The organism is Candidatus Desulfatibia sp., assembly GCF_036446775.1.
In the GTDB taxonomy this organism is placed as follows: domain Bacteria; phylum Desulfobacterota; class Desulfobacteria; order Desulfobacterales; family UBA11574; genus Desulfatibia_A.
Genome location: NZ_JAZFTO010000305.1, coordinates 27,136 through 44,451 on the forward strand (window position 1 = coordinate 27,136; position 17,316 = coordinate 44,451).

Below are 17,316 nucleotides of genomic sequence, written 5' to 3' on the forward strand. Positions count from 1 at the left end.
CTGAATTTGCAGTTTCAGATCCGTTGCAAAAGGAAAAATTATGGCGCTTAATGCCAACATTCCCGGAGGGCCGCTTGCTGAAAAGTGGGATCGACACCGTTTCGAACTTAAACTTGTTAATCCGGCCAACAAAAAAAAGTTTAACATCATCGTCGTTGGTACAGGGCTTGCGGGCGGCAGTGCCTCTGCATCGCTGGCCGAGCTGGGCTACCGGGTCAAAACTTTTTGCATTCAGGACAGCCCACGGCGTGCTCACAGCATTGCCGCCCAGGGAGGCATTAACGCCGCTAAAAATTACACTAATGAAGGCGACAGCATCCAACGTCTTTTTTACGACACCATCAAAGGCGGCGATTTCAGGGCCAGGGAGGCCAATGTCTATCGCCTGGCCCAGATAAGCAACAGTATTATCGATCAATGCGTTGCTCAGGGGGTCCCCTTTGCCCGTGATTACGGAGGACTGCTTGCCAACCGCAGTTTTGGCGGATCCCAGGTATCCCGGACGTTTTACACCCGGGGACAGACCGGGCAACAACTTCTGCTGGGTGTTTACAGCGCTTTATCACGGCAGATAGCTGCCGGAAACGTCAAAATGTTTACCCGCCGTGAAATGCTGGATCTTGTTGTTGTAAATGGCCAGGCCAGGGGAATTGTCGCCCGCAATCTGATTACAGGCCGAATCGAACGTTTTGCTGCCGATGCCGTGGTGTTAGCCACCGGGGGCTATAGCAATGTGTTTTTTCTGTCCACTAATGCCATGGCATCCAACGTCAGCGCTATCTATCGGGCATACAAACGCGGCGCTTTTTTCGCTAATCCCTGTTTCACCCAAATTCATCCAACCTGTATTCCCGTGCACGGGATCTATCAATCCAAACTGACATTGATGAGTGAAAGCTTAAGAAATGACGGCCGGGTCTGGGTGCCGAAAAATCCCGGAGACAAACGCCCGCCCGGCCAGATTCCCGAGGCTGAAAGAGATTATTACCTGGAAAATAGATACCCAAGCTTCGGCAACCTGGTCCCGCGGGATGTGGCTTCGCGCAATGCCAAGGCCCAGTGCGACATGGGAAAAGGGGTGGGCAAAACCGGCTTGGCGGTTTATCTAGACTTTGAAGATGCCATCAAAACGGATGGAGAAGCCGTCATTGGCCAAAAATACGGCAATCTTTTTCAGATGTATGAAAAAATCACGGCCTCCAACCCTTATAAAGAACCCATGATGATCTACCCGGCGATTCATTACGCCATGGGGGGACTGTGGGTCGACTATAATCTTATGAGCACCATTCCGGGACTCTTTGTCCTTGGTGAAGCCAACTTTTCAGACCATGGTGCCAACCGTCTGGGTGCCAGCGCCCTGATGCAGGGACTGGCAGACGGCTATTTCATCATCCCATACACCATTGGCGGCTATCTTGCCGGCACGGCCCTCCCGGAAGTAACAACCGATCATGCGGCCTTCGAATCCGTATCCACGGAAGCAAAAGACCGCGTTGCCAGGTTGCTGGCCGTAAACGGCAAGCGTACCGTTGATGATTTCCATAGACAGCTTGGCCACATTCTCTGGGAATACTGCGGTATGTCAAGAAACGAAGCGGGGCTGTTGAAAGCACAAAAACTTATCCAAGAGCTGCGCTCGGAATTCTGGCAAAACGTTATTGTCCCGGGCTCTGATAAAGATTTCAATCAGAGTCTTGAGCGGGCCGGACGGGCGGCCGATTTTCTTGAGTTCGCCGAGTTGATGGTCATCGACGCCCACGGCCGCAAGGAATCCTGCGGTTGTCACTTAAACGAAGCCTATCAAACCGAGGACAATGAGGCCTTGCGTGACGATAAAAATTACAGCTTCGTCGCTGCCTGGGAGTTTGCAGGAAATGACAAAGCACCGCATCTTAACGAGGAACCGCTTAACTTTGAGAACGTCGAATTAACCCAAAGGAGTTACAAGTGATAAAAACCATTAATATTACACTAAAAGTCTGGCGCCAAAAGAGTTCCGATGTCAAGGGCGGTTTTGTAACCTATCATGCTACAAATATTTCCACGGACATGTCCTTTTTAGAGATGCTCGATGTCGTCAACGAACAGTTGACCCTGAACGGCAAAGATCCGATTGCTTTTGATCATGACTGCCGGGAAGGCATTTGCGGGATGTGCGGAGCCGTTGCGAACGGTCGGGCCCACGGTTCTGAAAAGGGAACAACCCTGTGCCAGCTTCATATGCGGCATTTTTCGGACCAGGATACCATTGTCGTCGAACCCTGGCGGTCAAGAGCGTTCAAGCTCATTAAAGATCTGGTGGTTGACCGCAGTGCCTTTGACAAAATCATTCAGGCCGGTGGATATATTTCCGTCAACACCGGTGCGGCACCGGAAGCCAATACCATCCCCGTACCCCAGGAAATAGCCGAAAAAGCGATGGATGCCGCGGCCTGTATCGGCTGCGGAGCCTGTGTGGCCTCCTGCCCTAACGCTGCGGCCATGCTTTTCGTTGGCGGCAAGATATCTCAACTTGCTCTGCTGCCCCAGGGAAAACCTGAAGCAGCCCAACGTGCATTGTCCATGGTCAGGACCATGGATGCACTCAATTTTGGAAACTGCACCAACGAAAGAGAATGCGAAGCAGAATGTCCCAAGAAGATATCAATTACCAATATCGCCCGCATGAACCGCGAATTTATCAAGGCGAGTATAGTCTCAGCCGTTAAATAGTTCCCATCCATAAATGGCTATTTTTCCGATGAGCGGTCTTACAGCGAAAAATCCCCAGCCCCTTAATCATCAAGTTTTACCAGATTTTCGTATATCTGTGGTCTAGTCGTCATCCACTTTCCAGTAGGGCTTCTCGGCCTCCCAGCTCTCCATAATTTCCGCCGGCGGACGAACCACCACCGCCTTGCATTCGGCGGTGAGCGTCCCGTCAGGAAGACGGATCTCGCCGGCAACCTTGGCCCGGTTTGCACTCTGCTTGATCACCCGGCCGGTCGCCGTCAACGGTATGTCGGTTGGGGTCGGGCGGCGAAACAAGACCTCCAGTTTCAAAGCAACCATCAGTGCATCTTGGCCGGACTTCAGCATGATGGCCCGTCCGGACGTCTCATCAAGTATGGCGGCAACGATGCCGCCATGAACAACCCCGGGATAGCCGTTAAAATGCTCGGGAACCGTCACTGTAGCCCGCACTTGCTGAGCATCGTGATCTTCGTACCAACTCATCTTTAACGAAATATCATTTTGACGACCACACAAAAAACACGTTCGCGAGTTTGCCTGTTTCTTCATATTACAGACCTCGTTATTCAACTTATATAAATAGCCGTAGACCTTTAGATACCATAGGATTGCACATAAATTGGACACCAGGCCGGTCTGGGTTCTGGGTTCAGCGTTCTGCGTTCTGCGTTCTGGGTTCAACGTTCTGCGTTCTGGGTTCTGCGTTCTGCGTTCTGCGTTCTGCGTTAACCTCTGAACCTTTGAACCTCTGAACCCTTGAACCTATGAACCCTGAACCCCTGAACGGTTACAGTTTTTCTAAAAGCCCTTAAGTTTTGGGAAAATGTTCCGATATCATTGGTGGCGGATTTCAACCCGGATTGCTTGCGGATTAATCCCTGTCTGGCCAGGACCGAGTATCTTAAGCCGCATAGCGGTCAAAATTCAACATCTATCAATATACACAACCTTGACATATATACTTTGGATAAAGCAATGGCAAGACCGATAGAAAACAATTTGTGTAAATCCATTTTGGTCGTTGATGATGAAAAGATGATTCAAAGGCATATGCGAAGCATGCTGGAAGGGATCGGCTGCACCTGTGAAGTCGCCTCTAATGCTTCTGAAGCCCTCAAGATCCTTAACAGCCACACTTTCGATATGGTAATTTCTGATATTAGCATGCCGGAAATGGATGGTATCCAGTTGATGAAAAAAGCCAAAGAGTCTTTTCCGGATTTAGACTTTATCATCATGACAGGCCATTCGCATGATTACACTTACGTTGACATTATAGATGCCGGAGCTGCCGATTATCTGAACAAGCCTTTTGAATCAAAGGAATTAAAGGCCAGGATGGGACGGATCATAAGGGAGAAGAGCATATACGACCAGCTTGAAAACGCCATTGCCAAAGCCAATGAAATGGCCGTAGAAGCCCAAATCGCCAGCATCGCCAAGAGCGAATTTATTGCCAATATGAGCCATGAGGTCCGGACCCCCATGAACGGCGTGATCGGCATGGCGGAACTGCTGCTTGGCACCGATCTTGATCGGCAGCAGCGCGAATATGCCGTCGCTGTTCAGAAAAGTGCCGGCCTTCTGCTACGGATTATCAACGATATTTTGGATTATTCAAAAATTGAAGCCGGAAAATTAGACTTAGAAATGATCGACTTTGATCTGCGTGTCACTCTGGAAGATGTGACTGATTTGATGGCTCAAAACGCTTATAAAAAGGGTCTGGAATTTAGTTGCACGATCCACCCCGAGGTCCCATCCTTGCTATGGGGTGATCCCGGGCGGTTGCGGCAGGTTCTGCTTAATCTCATCAGCAATGCAATAAAATTCACGGAAACCGGCCAAATCAAAATTCATATAACTTTGGATAAAGAGACCAGTAAAAGAGCCTTGGTCAGGTTCTCTATTCAGGATACGGGAATCGGCATCCCTGCTAGTCGCATGAACTTTCTTTTTCAATCTTTCTCCCAAATAGACGCTTCAACAACGCGCAAGTATGGCGGTAGCGGTCTTGGGCTTGCCATTTCAAAACAACTGGCAGAAATAATGGGGGGTCAAATCGGAGTTGAAAGCAAACAGAGAAAAGGCTCTATCTTCTGGTTTACGGCGGACTTTGAAAAACAGCCGGAGACCGTCGCGGAGCTCCCTGAATTTCTGGCGGACATTAAAGGAAAACGAGTTCTTGCAATTGATAACAACCCCGAAAATTTGCTTGTTCTTGGTGATTATTTGCAATCATGGGGATGTCAATACAGCGGCGCTTCCGGCGCTTATGAAGCCCTATCCCTGTTACACCAGGCAGTTGCAGACGGAGCTGCGTTCGACCTGGCGATCCTCGATCAGGTGATGCCGGATATGGACGGAGAAACACTTGGGCAAACCATCAAAGCTGACCCTGTATTAAAGGAAACTCGACTTGTAATGCTTACGTCTCAGGCTCAGCGCGGTGATGCTGCCCGGGTTAAGGAAGTCGGTTTTGACGCATACCTTCCAAAACCACTCGAGCGCTTAGTTATTTTCGACTGTCTGGTCGCAGTGCTTGCCAAAAAGCCAAATCAACATTTGACAGGACGGCAACCGGCCTTTGTCACCCGCCACACCCTGGCCGAATCAAAGAGACGCCGGGTCCGCATTTTACTTGCTGAAGACAATGAAATCAATCAAAAGCTGGCCGTTTCGATATTGAAAAAAATTGGCTGCCGTGTCGATGTTGCTGCCAATGGCAGAGAGGCAATTGAAGCCCTCGAAAAAAGTTCCTACAACGTTGTCTTGATGGATATACGCATGCCGGAGATGGATGGTCTTGAAGCCACTCGGATTATCCGTGATCCGCAATCCAAAGTCCGCAACCATGATATCCCCATCATCGCCGTAACCGCCAGCACCTTGACCGGAGACCGGGAACTTTTCCTGAAGGCGGGTATGAATGACTATATTTCAAAACCGATAGATTCCCAAAAATTTCTTGCAATTATCGCAAAGTATACAGCAGATGCAGATGCGGCCAACCACAAAACCGCTGACAGCATAGAGCAAGATAAAGCAGATATCTTCAATAAAGATGAATTGCTGAACCGAACGGGGGGTGATAAAGAACTCTTGGAGGAACTTTTAAACCTGTTTCTGAAGAATTTTCCGGACCAGCTGCAAGCATTGAAACAGGCCCTGCAAAATAACGATACTGAGCAAGTAACCCACCAGGCACATACCATCAGGGGCGCGTCGGCAAATTTGGGGGCATACGCACTGAAAAATGCAGCGTTGAGCATGGAAACGGCCGGAAAGGATAATGATCCGGTCCTGGCCCAGGCAGCCCTTAAGCAACTTGAGAGTGAATTCGAAAAATTTCAGACGGTCGTATCCAATCTGAATTTTTAAAATTGACCCATTCTATTCGAAGGGTCTCGTCATTAGAAAAAGTTGCTTGTCGGCCTAAATCGTCAAAGAATTAGTCATACGGCGTCAATTTGATGACGATTATGAGAAACTCTCTAAGGTCTGCCGCAGCAGGCCGTCCCGTCGAGCAGGATCACCATGTCAAGGAGCTTGTAATTTGTATTACGCTCACCCCTCCCCTATCCCCATAAAAACAGGAAGTTAAGACACTTTCTTGGCTTTCCGGATTCAATCGGGGGGCCAGGTGGCAATAGGGGCAAACAATGTGGCACATTTCTTGAAAGTAAATCATTTCTAAAGATTTACTTCATTGTTGGTTTTGTAAAAAAGCTAAATATTTTACTTTTTACGAATTCATCACAAGTAAAGGAGCTGAATATGATCAAAGAGCGTCTATTGTCTGTCGAAGACATATGTCAATACCTTGGCCTCAGCCGAGACACGGTCTACAAGTGGATCGAGACCAAGGGGCTGCCAGCCTACCGCCTTGGCCGTCTCTGGAAGTTTAAAAAGGAAGATGTTGATAAATGGCTTGAGCAAAACGCGAGCTAGCCGTTCGCTTGCGATTGAACGTTACCTCACATGGCAAATTGTTCAAAAAAGTTGCCAATTAAACCCACCTTATAGATTCTGGTTGTATGGCCGGCACGCGCTATGCCTATATTGTATTTATTTTCACGATGTTATTGTCTTATTGACCCGGCCCCCTTCATTCCAGGCAAACCTATTATCAGCGAGATTAAAAAGGACAACTTGACTGAAGTAACAAAAGTGTCTTATATCGATAAATACTTATGAAGAATTTTTTTGCTTTTTTTGACGAACTCCAGACAGCTTTAGGTCCAACATCCCCTTATCTTCAGGTTCTGCTAAAGGCCTTGTTTGCCGTCGCCGGCTCGTTTATTGTTTGGTTCATTCTAAAACGCATCCTTGCTTCTTTCAGAGTAAAAATAGAAAATTATGAATTTATCCGCATAAACCTTGAAATTTTTGATCTGATTCAAAAGGTGCTTTTCTACGGACTTATCATTGTAGCCGGTACGTATCTGATGAGGCTGTTTGATGTTTTAATTTTGGAAAAAATATTCCATGCCTTCTTGATTATCCTCCTGGCAGCACCCTTTAATAGCTTTCTGGCAATCTTGCTGACCTATCTTGAAGATAAAGTAGCAAACCAAACCGAAACCAAAGTTGATAATATAATTTTCGACCTACTGAAAAAATTTACGGGCGCCATCATTTATGCTACCGCGGTTATCCTGGCTCTGGACATACTGGGGGTTAATGTTATGCCCTTTATTGCGGGGGCCGGAGTTGCCGGCATTGCCGTCGGTTTTGCCGCCAAAGATACCTTGTCAAACCTTATCGCCGGAATATTGCTGATTATCGACCGCCCTTTTGAAATCGGCGACCGCATCGAAATCTGGAGTGCGCCTACCGGCAGTGCCACCTGGGGAGATGTTTTATACATCGGCTTACGGGCAACAAAGATCAAAACTACGGACAACATTGTCATCATCATCCCCAACAATGAGATCATGAAGCGCGACATCGTCAATTATACTATTATTTCATCAGAAATCAGAGTGCGGGTTAATATCGGCATTGCATATGACGCGGATATTGAAAAAGCCAAGCGTTTAATAATATCCGTGGCTGATTCGGCCGACTGGATTTCAAAGGACCCGGCACCCAAAGTGGTGGTCAGGAATTTCGGGGATTCGTCGGTAGATCTTCAGTTGAGAGTATGGATTGATGATGCCCGCAAACGCATGGATACGATTTCCTACATAACTGACAAAGTAAAAGCGACCTTCGATCAAAATGAAATTGAGATTCCCTATCCCAAAAGAGACATTACCATTACTTACAAAGAAACCACTTGATTTAATAGATTTTTGGAGGTAATTATAGCCGATTTCTTTTTTAAATTTGAATTCCCCGCTGCATGCTGAAGCGAAGCGGAAATCCCGCCGCAGCGGGGCAGCGCGGGATGAATTCAAATGAAAGATAAAATCTTTTTTAAAGAGAAAGTGCGGTGCCGCAGCCCAGAGGGCTGAGGTTTACCCGCCTGGGCGGGCAAACCTTTCGCTTATTAGAGTACTATGAAACTGTCTATCAAAGAAGTCGCAAAGTGTCTTCAACTTCCGTTAAGTACTGTAGAACGCTGGATCCGCCAGGGCAGAATACCAATCCAAAAAAGCGGCAATAACCTGATATTCAACGATTCAGCCATAGAAAAATGGGCGGAAGTCCATAACCTGCCTTTTACCAAACCCCAAAAAGATAAAGCGCCGCAGGAGGGTTCCCGGCTGGAAAATCTTCTTCCTGTGATGAAACGTGGCGGTGTATTGCACAATGTAAAGGGGAGTGATGTGCCGGCAGTCCTGCAGTACGCCGTTAACAAGATGCCGGCCTTGTCTGCATCAGTCAAAATCCGGTTGTATGAACGGCTGCTTGAAAGAGAAAACCTTACCTCCACCGGTATCGGCAAAGGAGTGGCTCTCCCCCATCCCCATGATCCTCTTGCGGATATCATTGAAAAGCCTTTAATCGCCACTTGTTTTCTTGAAAAACCGATAGACTTCGCCGCCATCGACGACAAACCGGTGTTTGTCATGTTCATCCTGCTAAGCCCGACAATAAAGATTCATCTGCACCTGCTTTCAAGGCTTTCTTATTGTGTTCGCGACAACGCTTTTGTGGAATTTTTGAAAACATCTTCTGACTCAGATGCTTTTTTTTCAAAAATAGCTGACTTTGAAAAGCAACTCGATAAAGCCGATCATTATTAGTTTTTATGGCGGACTTTTTTGCTTTTTGTACAAAACTTTTTTAATTGCCACTTAGACACCAAGGCACGAAGAAAGAATAATAAATATATTTTTTATGTCTTTGTGTCTTCGTGCCTTGGTGGCAACTTTTTTTTGGTCCGGCTTGTCCGCTTCCGGCGGGTTGATCCGGGTTAGGTCTTGACAATATGCGCATTTTTCAATCGTGGCGCTATCCTGCAAGCTGGTCTATTTTTCGCTTAGACGACCGCCTTCTGCTTATAATTATGGCCGTTATCGTCGGCAACTGCGCCGGGTTGGCGGCAGTGGCGCTGAACCGATCACTGCTGGCCATGTTTGAATGGCTGCAGCATTTCCGCCATTACTGGTGGGCATTCACACTCCCGGCCGTGGGCGCCGCCCTCTCGTCGCTGTTTTTGGATAAGATCGTAAAAGAAGGAGCGGGACACGGTGTCCCGGAAGTTATTTACAGCGTGTCCCGCTATGGCGGACTGTTGCGGCTGCGTTCGAGTATTTCGAGGCTGATATCAAGCTGTCTTACCATCGGCAGTGGAGGATCAGCCGGCCCTGAGGCTCCGGTGGTTATGAGCGGGGCTTCCATCGGCTCCAATATAGCAAAGTTCTTCTTTTTGAACGACCGCCAGCGGGTAACGCTTGTCGGTTGCGGCGCTGCCAGTGCTATATCTGCCATCTTCAACGCCCCCATTGCCGGAATGGTATTTGCGATTGAAGTGATCCTGGGTGAGTGGAAAGCTCTGCATATCATCCCGATTGCCATAGCATCCGTGACCGGGACTGAAATCAGCCGAATCCTGCAAGGCAACCAGATCGCCTTCAGCCACCGGCAGTTCAGCATCGACTTTACAGATATTTTAGCCTCTATAGGGCTGGCCGTACTGGCAGCCGCTGCATCTATTTTGCTGACCCGCATGCTAAGGTCCATGCATTCAATCTCAGGCAGGGTTCCGGCACCGGTATGGGTACGGGCCGCTATCGGCGGTTGCGCGGTCGGCATTGTCGGAATGTTTTTACCGGTCGTACTGGGCGAAGGCTACCATTGGATTCGTATCATGATCGAAGGTGTTTTTGCCAAGGGACTCGTATTGGTGGCTATTGCCGCCCTTGCCAAGATCCTGGCCACATCCTTGACGTTGGGTTGGGGGGGCTCCGGCGGAATATTTGCCCCCTGCCTGGTAATCGGAAGCCTGGTAGGAGTAACCTATCATCAAGGTCTTATTTTGCTGTGGCCGTCAGTATCATGGGTTAATGAAGGCTATTTTGCCTTGCTGGGAATGGCCGGTCTCATTAGCGGAATTCTCCAGGCTCCGCTTACGGGAATTTTCCTGATTGTCGAGATTACCGGCGGCTATGAAGTTATTCTGCCGCTAATTATCGTCTCGGCAATCTCAACGACCCTCTGTCACTGGATTGAACCGGCATCCTTTTACCTCAAGGATCTTGTTGATCTCGGGCATCTTCTCAGGCCGGGGACCGATGCCCGGGTGTTGTCTGATATGACCGTGCGTGAGCTTCTTGAAAAGGACTGCATCGCCGTTAAACAAAACATGCTGCTGCGAGAATTTATCAATATTGTACAAAAATCGCGCCGGAATTACTTTCCGGTTGAAAACGAAGCCAACGGTCATTTCATGGGAATTATCCATTTGGACGACATTCGACCGTACCTTTTCAATCCAGTCATGTATGATACCGTATTAATAGGTCAGATTATGGATACTAACGTTGAAGTCGTGCATCCGGACGATGATCTGTCCGAAATTCTAAGTCGTATGGATGAACAGCACCTGTTTTCCATGCCGGTAGTCGCCAACAATCGCTTTATTGGCCTGATTTCCAAGGCGACCCTGCTGGATAAATATCGCAAAGAACTAATGGTTCAGACCGCCCAATAAAAGCGCTGCGCGATTTTATACAACCAAAGAACAAAGCATGCTGCAAAAAACCACATTTTATGGTATTATGATATTACAAATTGTCCCGTGCCTAACAGCATAGAGGAGATGCTAATGGATAAACAACTATTTCATATTTTTAGGAATAATCCTCTGGGAAGAGAAACCCTGCTTCAATCGCTTTATTTTTGCAAAACTTTAAGCGTTTCTCCGGTGATTTACATCCCCCGCCACACCAAATTTTTAATGTATTTTGAAAACGATGTGGTTCAGATCGATCTCGACGGCTCCTATCTCACATTCCCGTCAACGGCCAAGATGCACGCAACCGAACTGGTAGAGCAGGCCGGCATCCAACCGAGATTTTTGGACCCAAAGCATTTCACGGCCTCTACCCTGCCGGATATTCAGACAAACTTTGATTTCATGTGCTGTCCCCGCAGCATCAGCGATCTTTCTTCTAAAATCGGACTGGGCTACATCGGTCCCAGGGTAAGGCGTATTGTGAAGTCCGCCCGGTTTCCCGTTCTGATTACAAGCCCGGTCTATAAGGAATGGAAAAGCATAGCATCCTTCTTCGGCGGATCGGCCAATGCCGTCAACGCCCTCAAACTGGGCTTGCGGCTCAGCCGAGTTTCCAACCTGCCGCTGAATGTTTTCACTCAGACGGAGAGAGGATCACGTGAAGTGTACGAAAAGGTGATAGAAACAGAAAACCTTAAAGAAGAAGTGGACCGGTATGTCAACAAATGGCACTTTTTTGAAAGCGGTGGCTTTGAAGAAAACCTCTATCAAGTTCCCCATGATGCCCTTGTAGTCCTGGGTGCTTACGGTCACGGCCTGATCAAAAATATCTTTTTTGGAAGCAAAATGGAACAGGTACAGTCCACCATTTCCAACAATTTTTTGATTGTAGGACCTAATTACACGGTAGCCAGGTAAAAGTAAAGCATCCACAATTTAACCGCGATAGCCCCGCCCAAACCAACTTATGAACAAACAAAGGCTGTTAATCATCCACCATGGTGCCCTCGGCGACGTCATAACTACTTTCCCGGCCCTTCTCCGACTGAGGCGGTCGTTCGGCAGCATTGACGCCCTTTTGCGAGACGAGCTTGGAAAACTTGCCGCTGAACTAAAGGTTGTCGACCGCTGGTTTGCTCTGGAGACAGCCGCCTTTGCTTCCCTTTATGCCGGATCGGTTGATCCGGCGGTAAAAAGCCTGCTGTGTGCCTATGGCAGCATCGTCCTTTTTTCATTTTCCCGTAAGCTTCAAGAGACTATCAACAAAATTACAGGAAAAAAGATTCATCTTATTCCGCCTAGGCCGGATGTTGATCAAAACATCCATGTCACCAGCCATATTGCGGCCAACCTGGCCAAACGCGGTATGATCGATGATACCGATAATGATCTCGATTCGTTATTTTTTTCTAAGGTATTCAGCGGTAGGAGGGACAGAGGATACGATCCGGTTAAGGTCTTGATCCATCCCGGATCCGGAAGCAGAAAAAAAAACTGGGAGGCTGCAAATTTTATTGAAACCGCCACAATATTAATTTCAAACGGCTATACACCGGAATTTATATTAGGTCCTGCCGAACATTTTATGGCAGAATCTTTGCAAGCACAAGGTGATGATAAAATAAAAATTCGTATTTTTGATGATCTGTTGGAACTTACATTGTTGTTGAAAAAAGCGGGCGGGTTTATCGGCAACGATTCCGGCATCAGTCATCTTGCCGCATTTCTGGGTCTTCCCACGATCGCAGTTTTTGGGCCATCCGATCCTCAAAGATGGAAACCTGTAGGCCGATTCGTAAAGACGGTAAGACCCGGCCTCGACTGCCGCCCGTGTTTTGAAAAAGGCGGCGTGAACTGCGAAACAACAGAATGCCTGCACAGCACAACACCCGCAATGGTTATAGACGCGTTTTACAGGATGGCAGGTAAAGAGGGTAACCCTTCAATCAAATCCAAATGCTTTTTTTTACAATAACAATAAAACAATCACGAAAACACGAAATAGGGAAAGCACGAAATTTTATTAATATCTTTTTTCGTGGTTTCGTGGTTTCGTGATAAATGTTTGGGAGGGGCTGGAAGCACTACTTGACCAATTTTCCGTTTTCCCAGACTTCTTCCTGTGATTCGCCGCTCACCCAGGTATACACTCCACGGCCGTGTTTCTTGTTGTTTACATAGGACCCTTTCCATTGGTCACCATTTTTAAAAAAATAGGTGCCAGGGCCGTGCTTTTTATCTTCCCGCCATTGGCCTGTGAATTTGTTGCCGCTTTTAAAAAAATAAGTCCCTTTCCCGTGCATACGGCCGTCTTTCCACTGCCCAACATATTTCTCAGCATCTGCATATATATAGGTTCCCTGGCCGTGCTTTTTATCTTCCCGCCACTCACCGATATATTTATCGCCGTTTTTAAAATACAGCGTCCCCTGACCGTGCTTTTTACCGTTTTTCACATATCCTTCATACCTGGAATTTATACCTTGCATGACTTTGTATTGCAGATCTTTAAGCTTCTCTCTTAAAGGCATTTCAGTTTTCAGGGCGTCAGACACTGTATTTTTTTCGGATGGCATTTCTTTGTTGGGGGGGGCGGCAGCAACAGCAGTCAGCGGCGCGGCCGGCGGTTTCTTTTGAGCCTGCACAACTTCTTGCGCGCCTAACAATGCAACCGGCGGTCTCTTTTGGACGGGCATAACATCGTCCGGGCCGGACGGCAGGGTTGCTTTTGAACTTGCCAGCTGTTTGCCGGTGGTCATATCAATTAATTTGGCGTGTATCTCGACAAGTTCAGCAGCTGTGGCCGTAGTGCCGGTAACAAGAAAACCCTTGCCGAAATTCTCCACAAGCTTTTGTTCCCGCGGGCCTTGTTTGTAAAAAATTTCATCTGCATTGGAAGACGCCTCTATTTCAAAAGGTTTTATGCTTCTCCAATTCAGTATCACGACGTTGCTTTTGCCAAAATATCTGTCACGGATATTTATAAAAAAGCTGTCCGTTACTTCTTCACTGCGCTTGCTCGGTTGTTTCGAGTTCACATCGAAAAACGAACGGACCACAATAAAATATTCATTACCACTCTCAAGGCCGACTATCTGCTGTTCAAAATCTTTAACAATGCGCGCGACCTTTTGGCCTAAATCGTCGGCTTTAGCGCCAACAGGGTAGAAAAAAACGACGGCTGTCAAAAAAAGAATATAGATCCCCAACCGGGTCAAACGCAATGGGGTGGTTGCGTGTTCAGCCGTCGCAGCTAAAGCAGCTATGGCGAAGTCGGCTTGCGCGTTACGAGTTGCGCATTTTAAATGATGTATAACCATATGTATATTTCATCCTATAAAAATGTAAATTATTTTGAAATTGTCTCTATCTGTTTATATCTTCAACTTTTCCTATATAACGGTCAGCGGCCGATTCCACTGTTTTTACTAACAAAGCTTTATCATTTTCCAACTTTTCTTTTTCTCCGGCGCTCAGTTTCAAGGCTTCCACATACCCATTCATAAAAGCAACCCTGATGAGCTTGTAATCTCTTATGTTGTATAAAATCGCGGAGCGATTTTATAGTTTTACCGGCTCAAGATGTACATTTCTTTTGAGTGTGATCTGGGCTGTCTTTTCAAACTGATCGGTTATATCTGATACAAAGAGCCTCAACTTGCCGTTTCTGCTTAACAGATTATCGACTTCAATATGTCCTGCCAAAAAATCTTTAATTTTAGCGCCAACGGCAATGGAAGAGTCTATGACGGATACCTTTTTACCGATTTTTCTTTGGATTGATTTTTTTAAAAGGGGATAGTGGGTGCAACCCAAAATAAGTGTGTCTATCTGCCGGACTTTTAGAGGATGCAGATATTTTTTGATAATCATCACGGTTTCGGGCTTCTGCATCCATCCTTCTTCCACTAGTGGTACAAGCAGAGGACAGGCCGCAGAATAGACCTTGGCATCCGGGTTGATTGCCTTGATCTTTTTCTCATAAATCCCGCTTGTTATCGTGGCCCTTGTTCCGATAACTCCAATTTTAAGTCCTCTTGAAGTCTGCAGCGACACCTCCACCGCCGGTGTAATAACTTCAAATATAGGGGCATCAAATTCTGCCGATACCCTTTCGGCAGCCACGCTTGAAGCGGTGTTGCATGCCATCACTATTATTTTGGCACCCTGATTCATTAAAAAATCAGTGTTTTCCAGTGCATATCTAATGACGGTCTCGGGGCTCTTGCTGCCATACGGTGTACGGGCAGTATCTCCAAAGTAGATAATGTCGTAGCCGGAAAGCTGGTCCATTAAGGACCTCACGACTGTAAGTCCGCCGATTCCTGAGTCAAATATCCCAATCATGGTGGCAAAGAATCCAGGCCCGTACATGTGGTTGTTATCTTCCACCTATATAGGGGCCTTCTTGATAGTCTTGGCTGGAATGATGGAGTAGCGGAGTATTGGAAAAAAAATGTCCGGCTATCCATTACTCCAATATTCACCGCAACTAGACGTTATTGGTTAGTGTGCTAATAGTATACAGTGTGGAACAGGGGAAAAAAATCAATAGAATTCTATAACCGGAAGTTTGCAACTGCTTGGCCCACACATTCTTTTATTACACTGTCAGGCACATCCGTATGAATGCCCGGGCATGACGCCGCCATGATCTGCCAGTTGCCGACGTCAACCAAAACGCTCTCAATAAAAGGCCATGCCCTGCACATGCGGGGCTTAGCCGGATGAATCGCGCAAAGCCCGTTCCAGAAAATACAATAAACATCATTGCCCTGGGCCAGAACAGGCTTACCACCGGATATCCGGCAGTAATCCTTAACAAAACACTTGGGATCCGCACCCAAATAATCGGCGATGCTTATAATTTCCTCCTCGGTTACAAAAGTCCCCCCATATCCTTTACAGCAATCACCGCATTGTTCGCATTTAAAAATATCTACAGGTTTCACGGTCTTTAGTAAGTAAAGAATCCTGGCTCTCCGAGGCGTAGGCTCTACGAGCCGGAGGCCCAGAGGACCAGGCTTTAGTTTGCCCCCACAGGGGTGCACCTATCTCAAATGGAGTAAATTAAATTCCAAATAACAAATATCAAATATCAAACAAATAACAATGACCAAAAGGGGAAATCCCAAATAACAAAATACAAATAACAAATAAATTCCAATGACTGAAAAAACAAATACCAAACAAAAGAATAAAAAAAATAGTTTTAGCCCTTGTTTGGAATTTGAGACTTGGAATTTGTGATTTATTTGAAATTTGGTGCTTGTGATTTGTTATTTATTTAATGTTTGGTGCTTGTATTTTGTGATTTTAGACACAAAACTGCCAAGGCAGAGCCGGGTATCTCTGACCTGGCTCTCCGAGGCGTAGGCTCTACGAGCCGGAGGCCCAGAGGACCAGGTTTTTCAGGACATAATAAATGTGCGCATCAGGCCTGTTAGCTTCGGTTCAGTACAGCTCGTATTTAACCAGTCTGCCGTCAAGCCCACCTGCCATGATCGGTTTTTTCCATGATGCTTTCAGGCCTATTTTTTTTATATACCCCCGTTCTCCGAAATAAATATAAGCGGTTGAGCCTTTGCATTTCTGTTTAAGAAAATCACCGAGATTTTTGTAAAGCGCTTCAAGGTCCTCATCTGCCCCCATTCGAATGCCATAGGGAGGATTTGTTACAATTACCTGCCCTTCAATAGCGGGTAACTTTCTGAAGTCGGCCCTTTCAACGCTTACATTCTTTCCGTAATGAAGCCCCATTATGTTTGTCCTCGCCGCCTTGACAGCTTTTTTGGACACATCACTGCCTGCAATCAGCCCTTTAGACAATTCCCGGATGCTTCCGTCAGCCTCTTTTTTAACCTGCTTCCAGACAGAGCCGTCAAAGTCAGGTAGAAATTCAAAACCGAATTTATTTCTAAAAATACTCGCAGGAATGTTGCAGTGCCGCATAAGCGCCTCACACAAAAGTGTTCCCGAACCGCACAAAGGATCATATAAAGCGACAGACCCGTCCCATTCTGTAAATCGAATAATCGCTGCCGCGACAGTTTCCTGCATAGGCGCCGATACGGTCTCTGCTCTGTATCCTCTTCTGTGAAGTGCACCTCCCGACGTATCTAAGCTTATCTCGGCCTTGTCATGCCTGATATGAAGGTTTAGCAGGATATCAGGATTCCTTATAGACACATCCGGGCGCTTACCGGTTTTTTCCTTGAAATAATCAGCAACAGCATCTTTAAGGCGCAGAGAAGCGAACTTTGAATGCGAAATAGTACTGTCGGAAACATTCCCTGACACAGCGAATGTAGAGCCTTTGGCAAAAAAATCTTCCCACCTTACCTGTTTTGCCTGCTTGTACAACGTATCGGTATCATGGCAATTGAATGCTATTAACGGCGCAAGGCACCGTGAAACAAGCCTCGTCAAATAATTAATTCGATACAGGGTTG

At 46.9% G+C, this 17,316-nt stretch carries 15 protein-coding genes; 9 read left to right on the forward strand and 6 right to left on the reverse strand.

The genetic code is table 11. The annotated features are described in order from the left end of the window. Window positions 1-40 precede the first annotated feature (40 nt). Together V3S16_RS14235 and V3S16_RS14240 are read left to right on the forward strand one after the other, a co-directional pair. Window positions 41-1,954, forward strand: coding sequence for a fumarate reductase/succinate dehydrogenase flavoprotein subunit (locus tag V3S16_RS14235; protein ID WP_413886066.1), 1,914 nt, complete (start codon window positions 41-43; stop codon window positions 1,952-1,954). Further along, a complete protein-coding gene (locus tag V3S16_RS14240; protein WP_413886068.1) occupies window positions 1,951-2,715 on the forward strand; it encodes a succinate dehydrogenase/fumarate reductase iron-sulfur subunit in 765 nt (254 codons plus the stop codon). The genes V3S16_RS14235 and V3S16_RS14240 overlap by 4 nt, the downstream gene beginning before the upstream one ends. Before the next feature lie 102 nt (window positions 2,716-2,817). Here the strand turns inward: V3S16_RS14240 and V3S16_RS14245 are convergent, their stop codons facing one another. Then, window positions 2,818-3,417, reverse strand: coding sequence for a PaaI family thioesterase (locus tag V3S16_RS14245; RefSeq protein WP_413886070.1), 600 nt, complete (start codon window positions 3,415-3,417; stop codon window positions 2,818-2,820). A gap of 294 nt (window positions 3,418-3,711) precedes the next feature. On the opposite strand from V3S16_RS14245, the gene V3S16_RS14250 reads away from it, so the two are divergent. The 7 genes from V3S16_RS14250 (at window position 3,712) to V3S16_RS14280 (ending at window position 12,839) form a co-directional block, all read left to right on the forward strand. Then, window positions 3,712-6,117, forward strand: coding sequence for a response regulator (locus V3S16_RS14250; protein WP_413886072.1), 2,406 nt, complete (start codon window positions 3,712-3,714; stop codon window positions 6,115-6,117). Between the two features lie 396 nt (window positions 6,118-6,513). After that, the gene (locus V3S16_RS14255; RefSeq protein WP_413886074.1) at window positions 6,514-6,687 is read left to right on the forward strand and encodes a helix-turn-helix domain-containing protein; all 174 of its coding nucleotides are present in this window, start codon (window positions 6,514-6,516) and stop codon (window positions 6,685-6,687) included. A 242-nt stretch (window positions 6,688-6,929) separates the two neighbouring features. Then, window positions 6,930-8,021 (forward strand): mechanosensitive ion channel family protein, encoded by a 1,092-nt coding sequence (locus V3S16_RS14260; protein WP_413886076.1) that lies wholly within the window; start codon window positions 6,930-6,932, stop codon window positions 8,019-8,021. A 219-nt stretch (window positions 8,022-8,240) separates the two neighbouring features. Next, complete coding sequence (locus V3S16_RS14265; RefSeq protein ID WP_413886078.1) at window positions 8,241-8,930, forward strand: PTS sugar transporter subunit IIA; 690 nt, start codon at window positions 8,241-8,243, stop codon at window positions 8,928-8,930. 185 nt (window positions 8,931-9,115) lie between these two features. Further along, window positions 9,116-10,840, forward strand: a complete 1,725-nt coding sequence (locus tag V3S16_RS14270; protein WP_413886080.1) for a chloride channel protein — start codon at window positions 9,116-9,118, stop codon at window positions 10,838-10,840. A gap of 114 nt (window positions 10,841-10,954) precedes the next feature. Further along, window positions 10,955-11,782 carry a universal stress protein gene (locus tag V3S16_RS14275; RefSeq protein ID WP_413886082.1) on the forward strand — a complete coding sequence of 276 codons (828 nt, stop codon included), beginning with the start codon at window positions 10,955-10,957 and terminating at the stop codon, window positions 11,780-11,782. A 49-nt stretch (window positions 11,783-11,831) separates the two neighbouring features. Continuing rightward, window positions 11,832-12,839 carry a glycosyltransferase family 9 protein gene (locus V3S16_RS14280; RefSeq protein WP_413886084.1) on the forward strand — a complete coding sequence of 336 codons (1,008 nt, stop codon included), beginning with the start codon at window positions 11,832-11,834 and terminating at the stop codon, window positions 12,837-12,839. Window positions 12,840-12,948: 109 nt separating this feature from the next. Here V3S16_RS14280 and V3S16_RS14285 read toward each other — a convergent pair whose 3' ends face one another. The 5 genes from V3S16_RS14285 to V3S16_RS14305 all read right to left on the reverse strand — a co-directional run. Further along, on the reverse strand, window positions 12,949-14,184 hold the full coding sequence (locus V3S16_RS14285) for an MORN repeat-containing protein (protein WP_413886086.1): 1,236 nt from the start codon (window positions 14,182-14,184) through the stop codon (window positions 12,949-12,951). 46 nt (window positions 14,185-14,230) lie between these two features. Continuing rightward, window positions 14,231-14,368 (reverse strand): hypothetical protein, encoded by a 138-nt coding sequence (locus V3S16_RS14290; RefSeq protein WP_413886088.1) that lies wholly within the window; start codon window positions 14,366-14,368, stop codon window positions 14,231-14,233. A gap of 57 nt (window positions 14,369-14,425) precedes the next feature. Then, the gene (gene murI / locus V3S16_RS14295; protein WP_413886090.1) at window positions 14,426-15,256 is read right to left on the reverse strand and encodes a glutamate racemase; all 831 of its coding nucleotides are present in this window, start codon (window positions 15,254-15,256) and stop codon (window positions 14,426-14,428) included. A 167-nt stretch (window positions 15,257-15,423) separates the two neighbouring features. Further along, window positions 15,424-15,816: a YkgJ family cysteine cluster protein gene (locus tag V3S16_RS14300; protein ID WP_413886092.1), complete on the reverse strand. Its 393-nt coding sequence runs from the start codon at window positions 15,814-15,816 to the stop codon at window positions 15,424-15,426. A gap of 502 nt (window positions 15,817-16,318) precedes the next feature. After that, window positions 16,319-17,316 (reverse strand): THUMP domain-containing class I SAM-dependent RNA methyltransferase (locus V3S16_RS14305; RefSeq protein WP_413886094.1); only part of this gene is annotated, 998 nt, incomplete at its 5' end.

Bases quoted from the DNA above. Each gene is read 5' to 3' on its own strand.
- V3S16_RS14235 (WP_413886066.1), top strand. From the start codon at position 41: ATGGCGCTTAATGCCAACATTCCCGGAGGGCCGCTTGCTGAAAAGTGG.
- V3S16_RS14250 (WP_413886072.1), top strand. From the start codon at position 3,712: ATGGCAAGACCGATAGAAAACAATTTGTGTAAATCCATTTTGGTCGTT.
- V3S16_RS14255 (WP_413886074.1), top strand. From the start codon at position 6,514: ATGATCAAAGAGCGTCTATTGTCTGTCGAAGACATATGTCAATACCTT.
- V3S16_RS14260 (WP_413886076.1), top strand. From the start codon at position 6,930: ATGAAGAATTTTTTTGCTTTTTTTGACGAACTCCAGACAGCTTTAGGT.
- V3S16_RS14265 (WP_413886078.1), top strand. From the start codon at position 8,241: ATGAAACTGTCTATCAAAGAAGTCGCAAAGTGTCTTCAACTTCCGTTA.
- V3S16_RS14270 (WP_413886080.1), top strand. From the start codon at position 9,116: ATGCGCATTTTTCAATCGTGGCGCTATCCTGCAAGCTGGTCTATTTTT.
- V3S16_RS14275 (WP_413886082.1), top strand. From the start codon at position 10,955: ATGGATAAACAACTATTTCATATTTTTAGGAATAATCCTCTGGGAAGA.
- V3S16_RS14280 (WP_413886084.1), top strand. From the start codon at position 11,832: ATGAACAAACAAAGGCTGTTAATCATCCACCATGGTGCCCTCGGCGAC.
- V3S16_RS14285 (WP_413886086.1), bottom strand. From the start codon at position 14,184: ATGGTTATACATCATTTAAAATGCGCAACTCGTAACGCGCAAGCCGAC.
- V3S16_RS14290 (WP_413886088.1), bottom strand. From the start codon at position 14,368: ATGAATGGGTATGTGGAAGCCTTGAAACTGAGCGCCGGAGAAAAAGAA.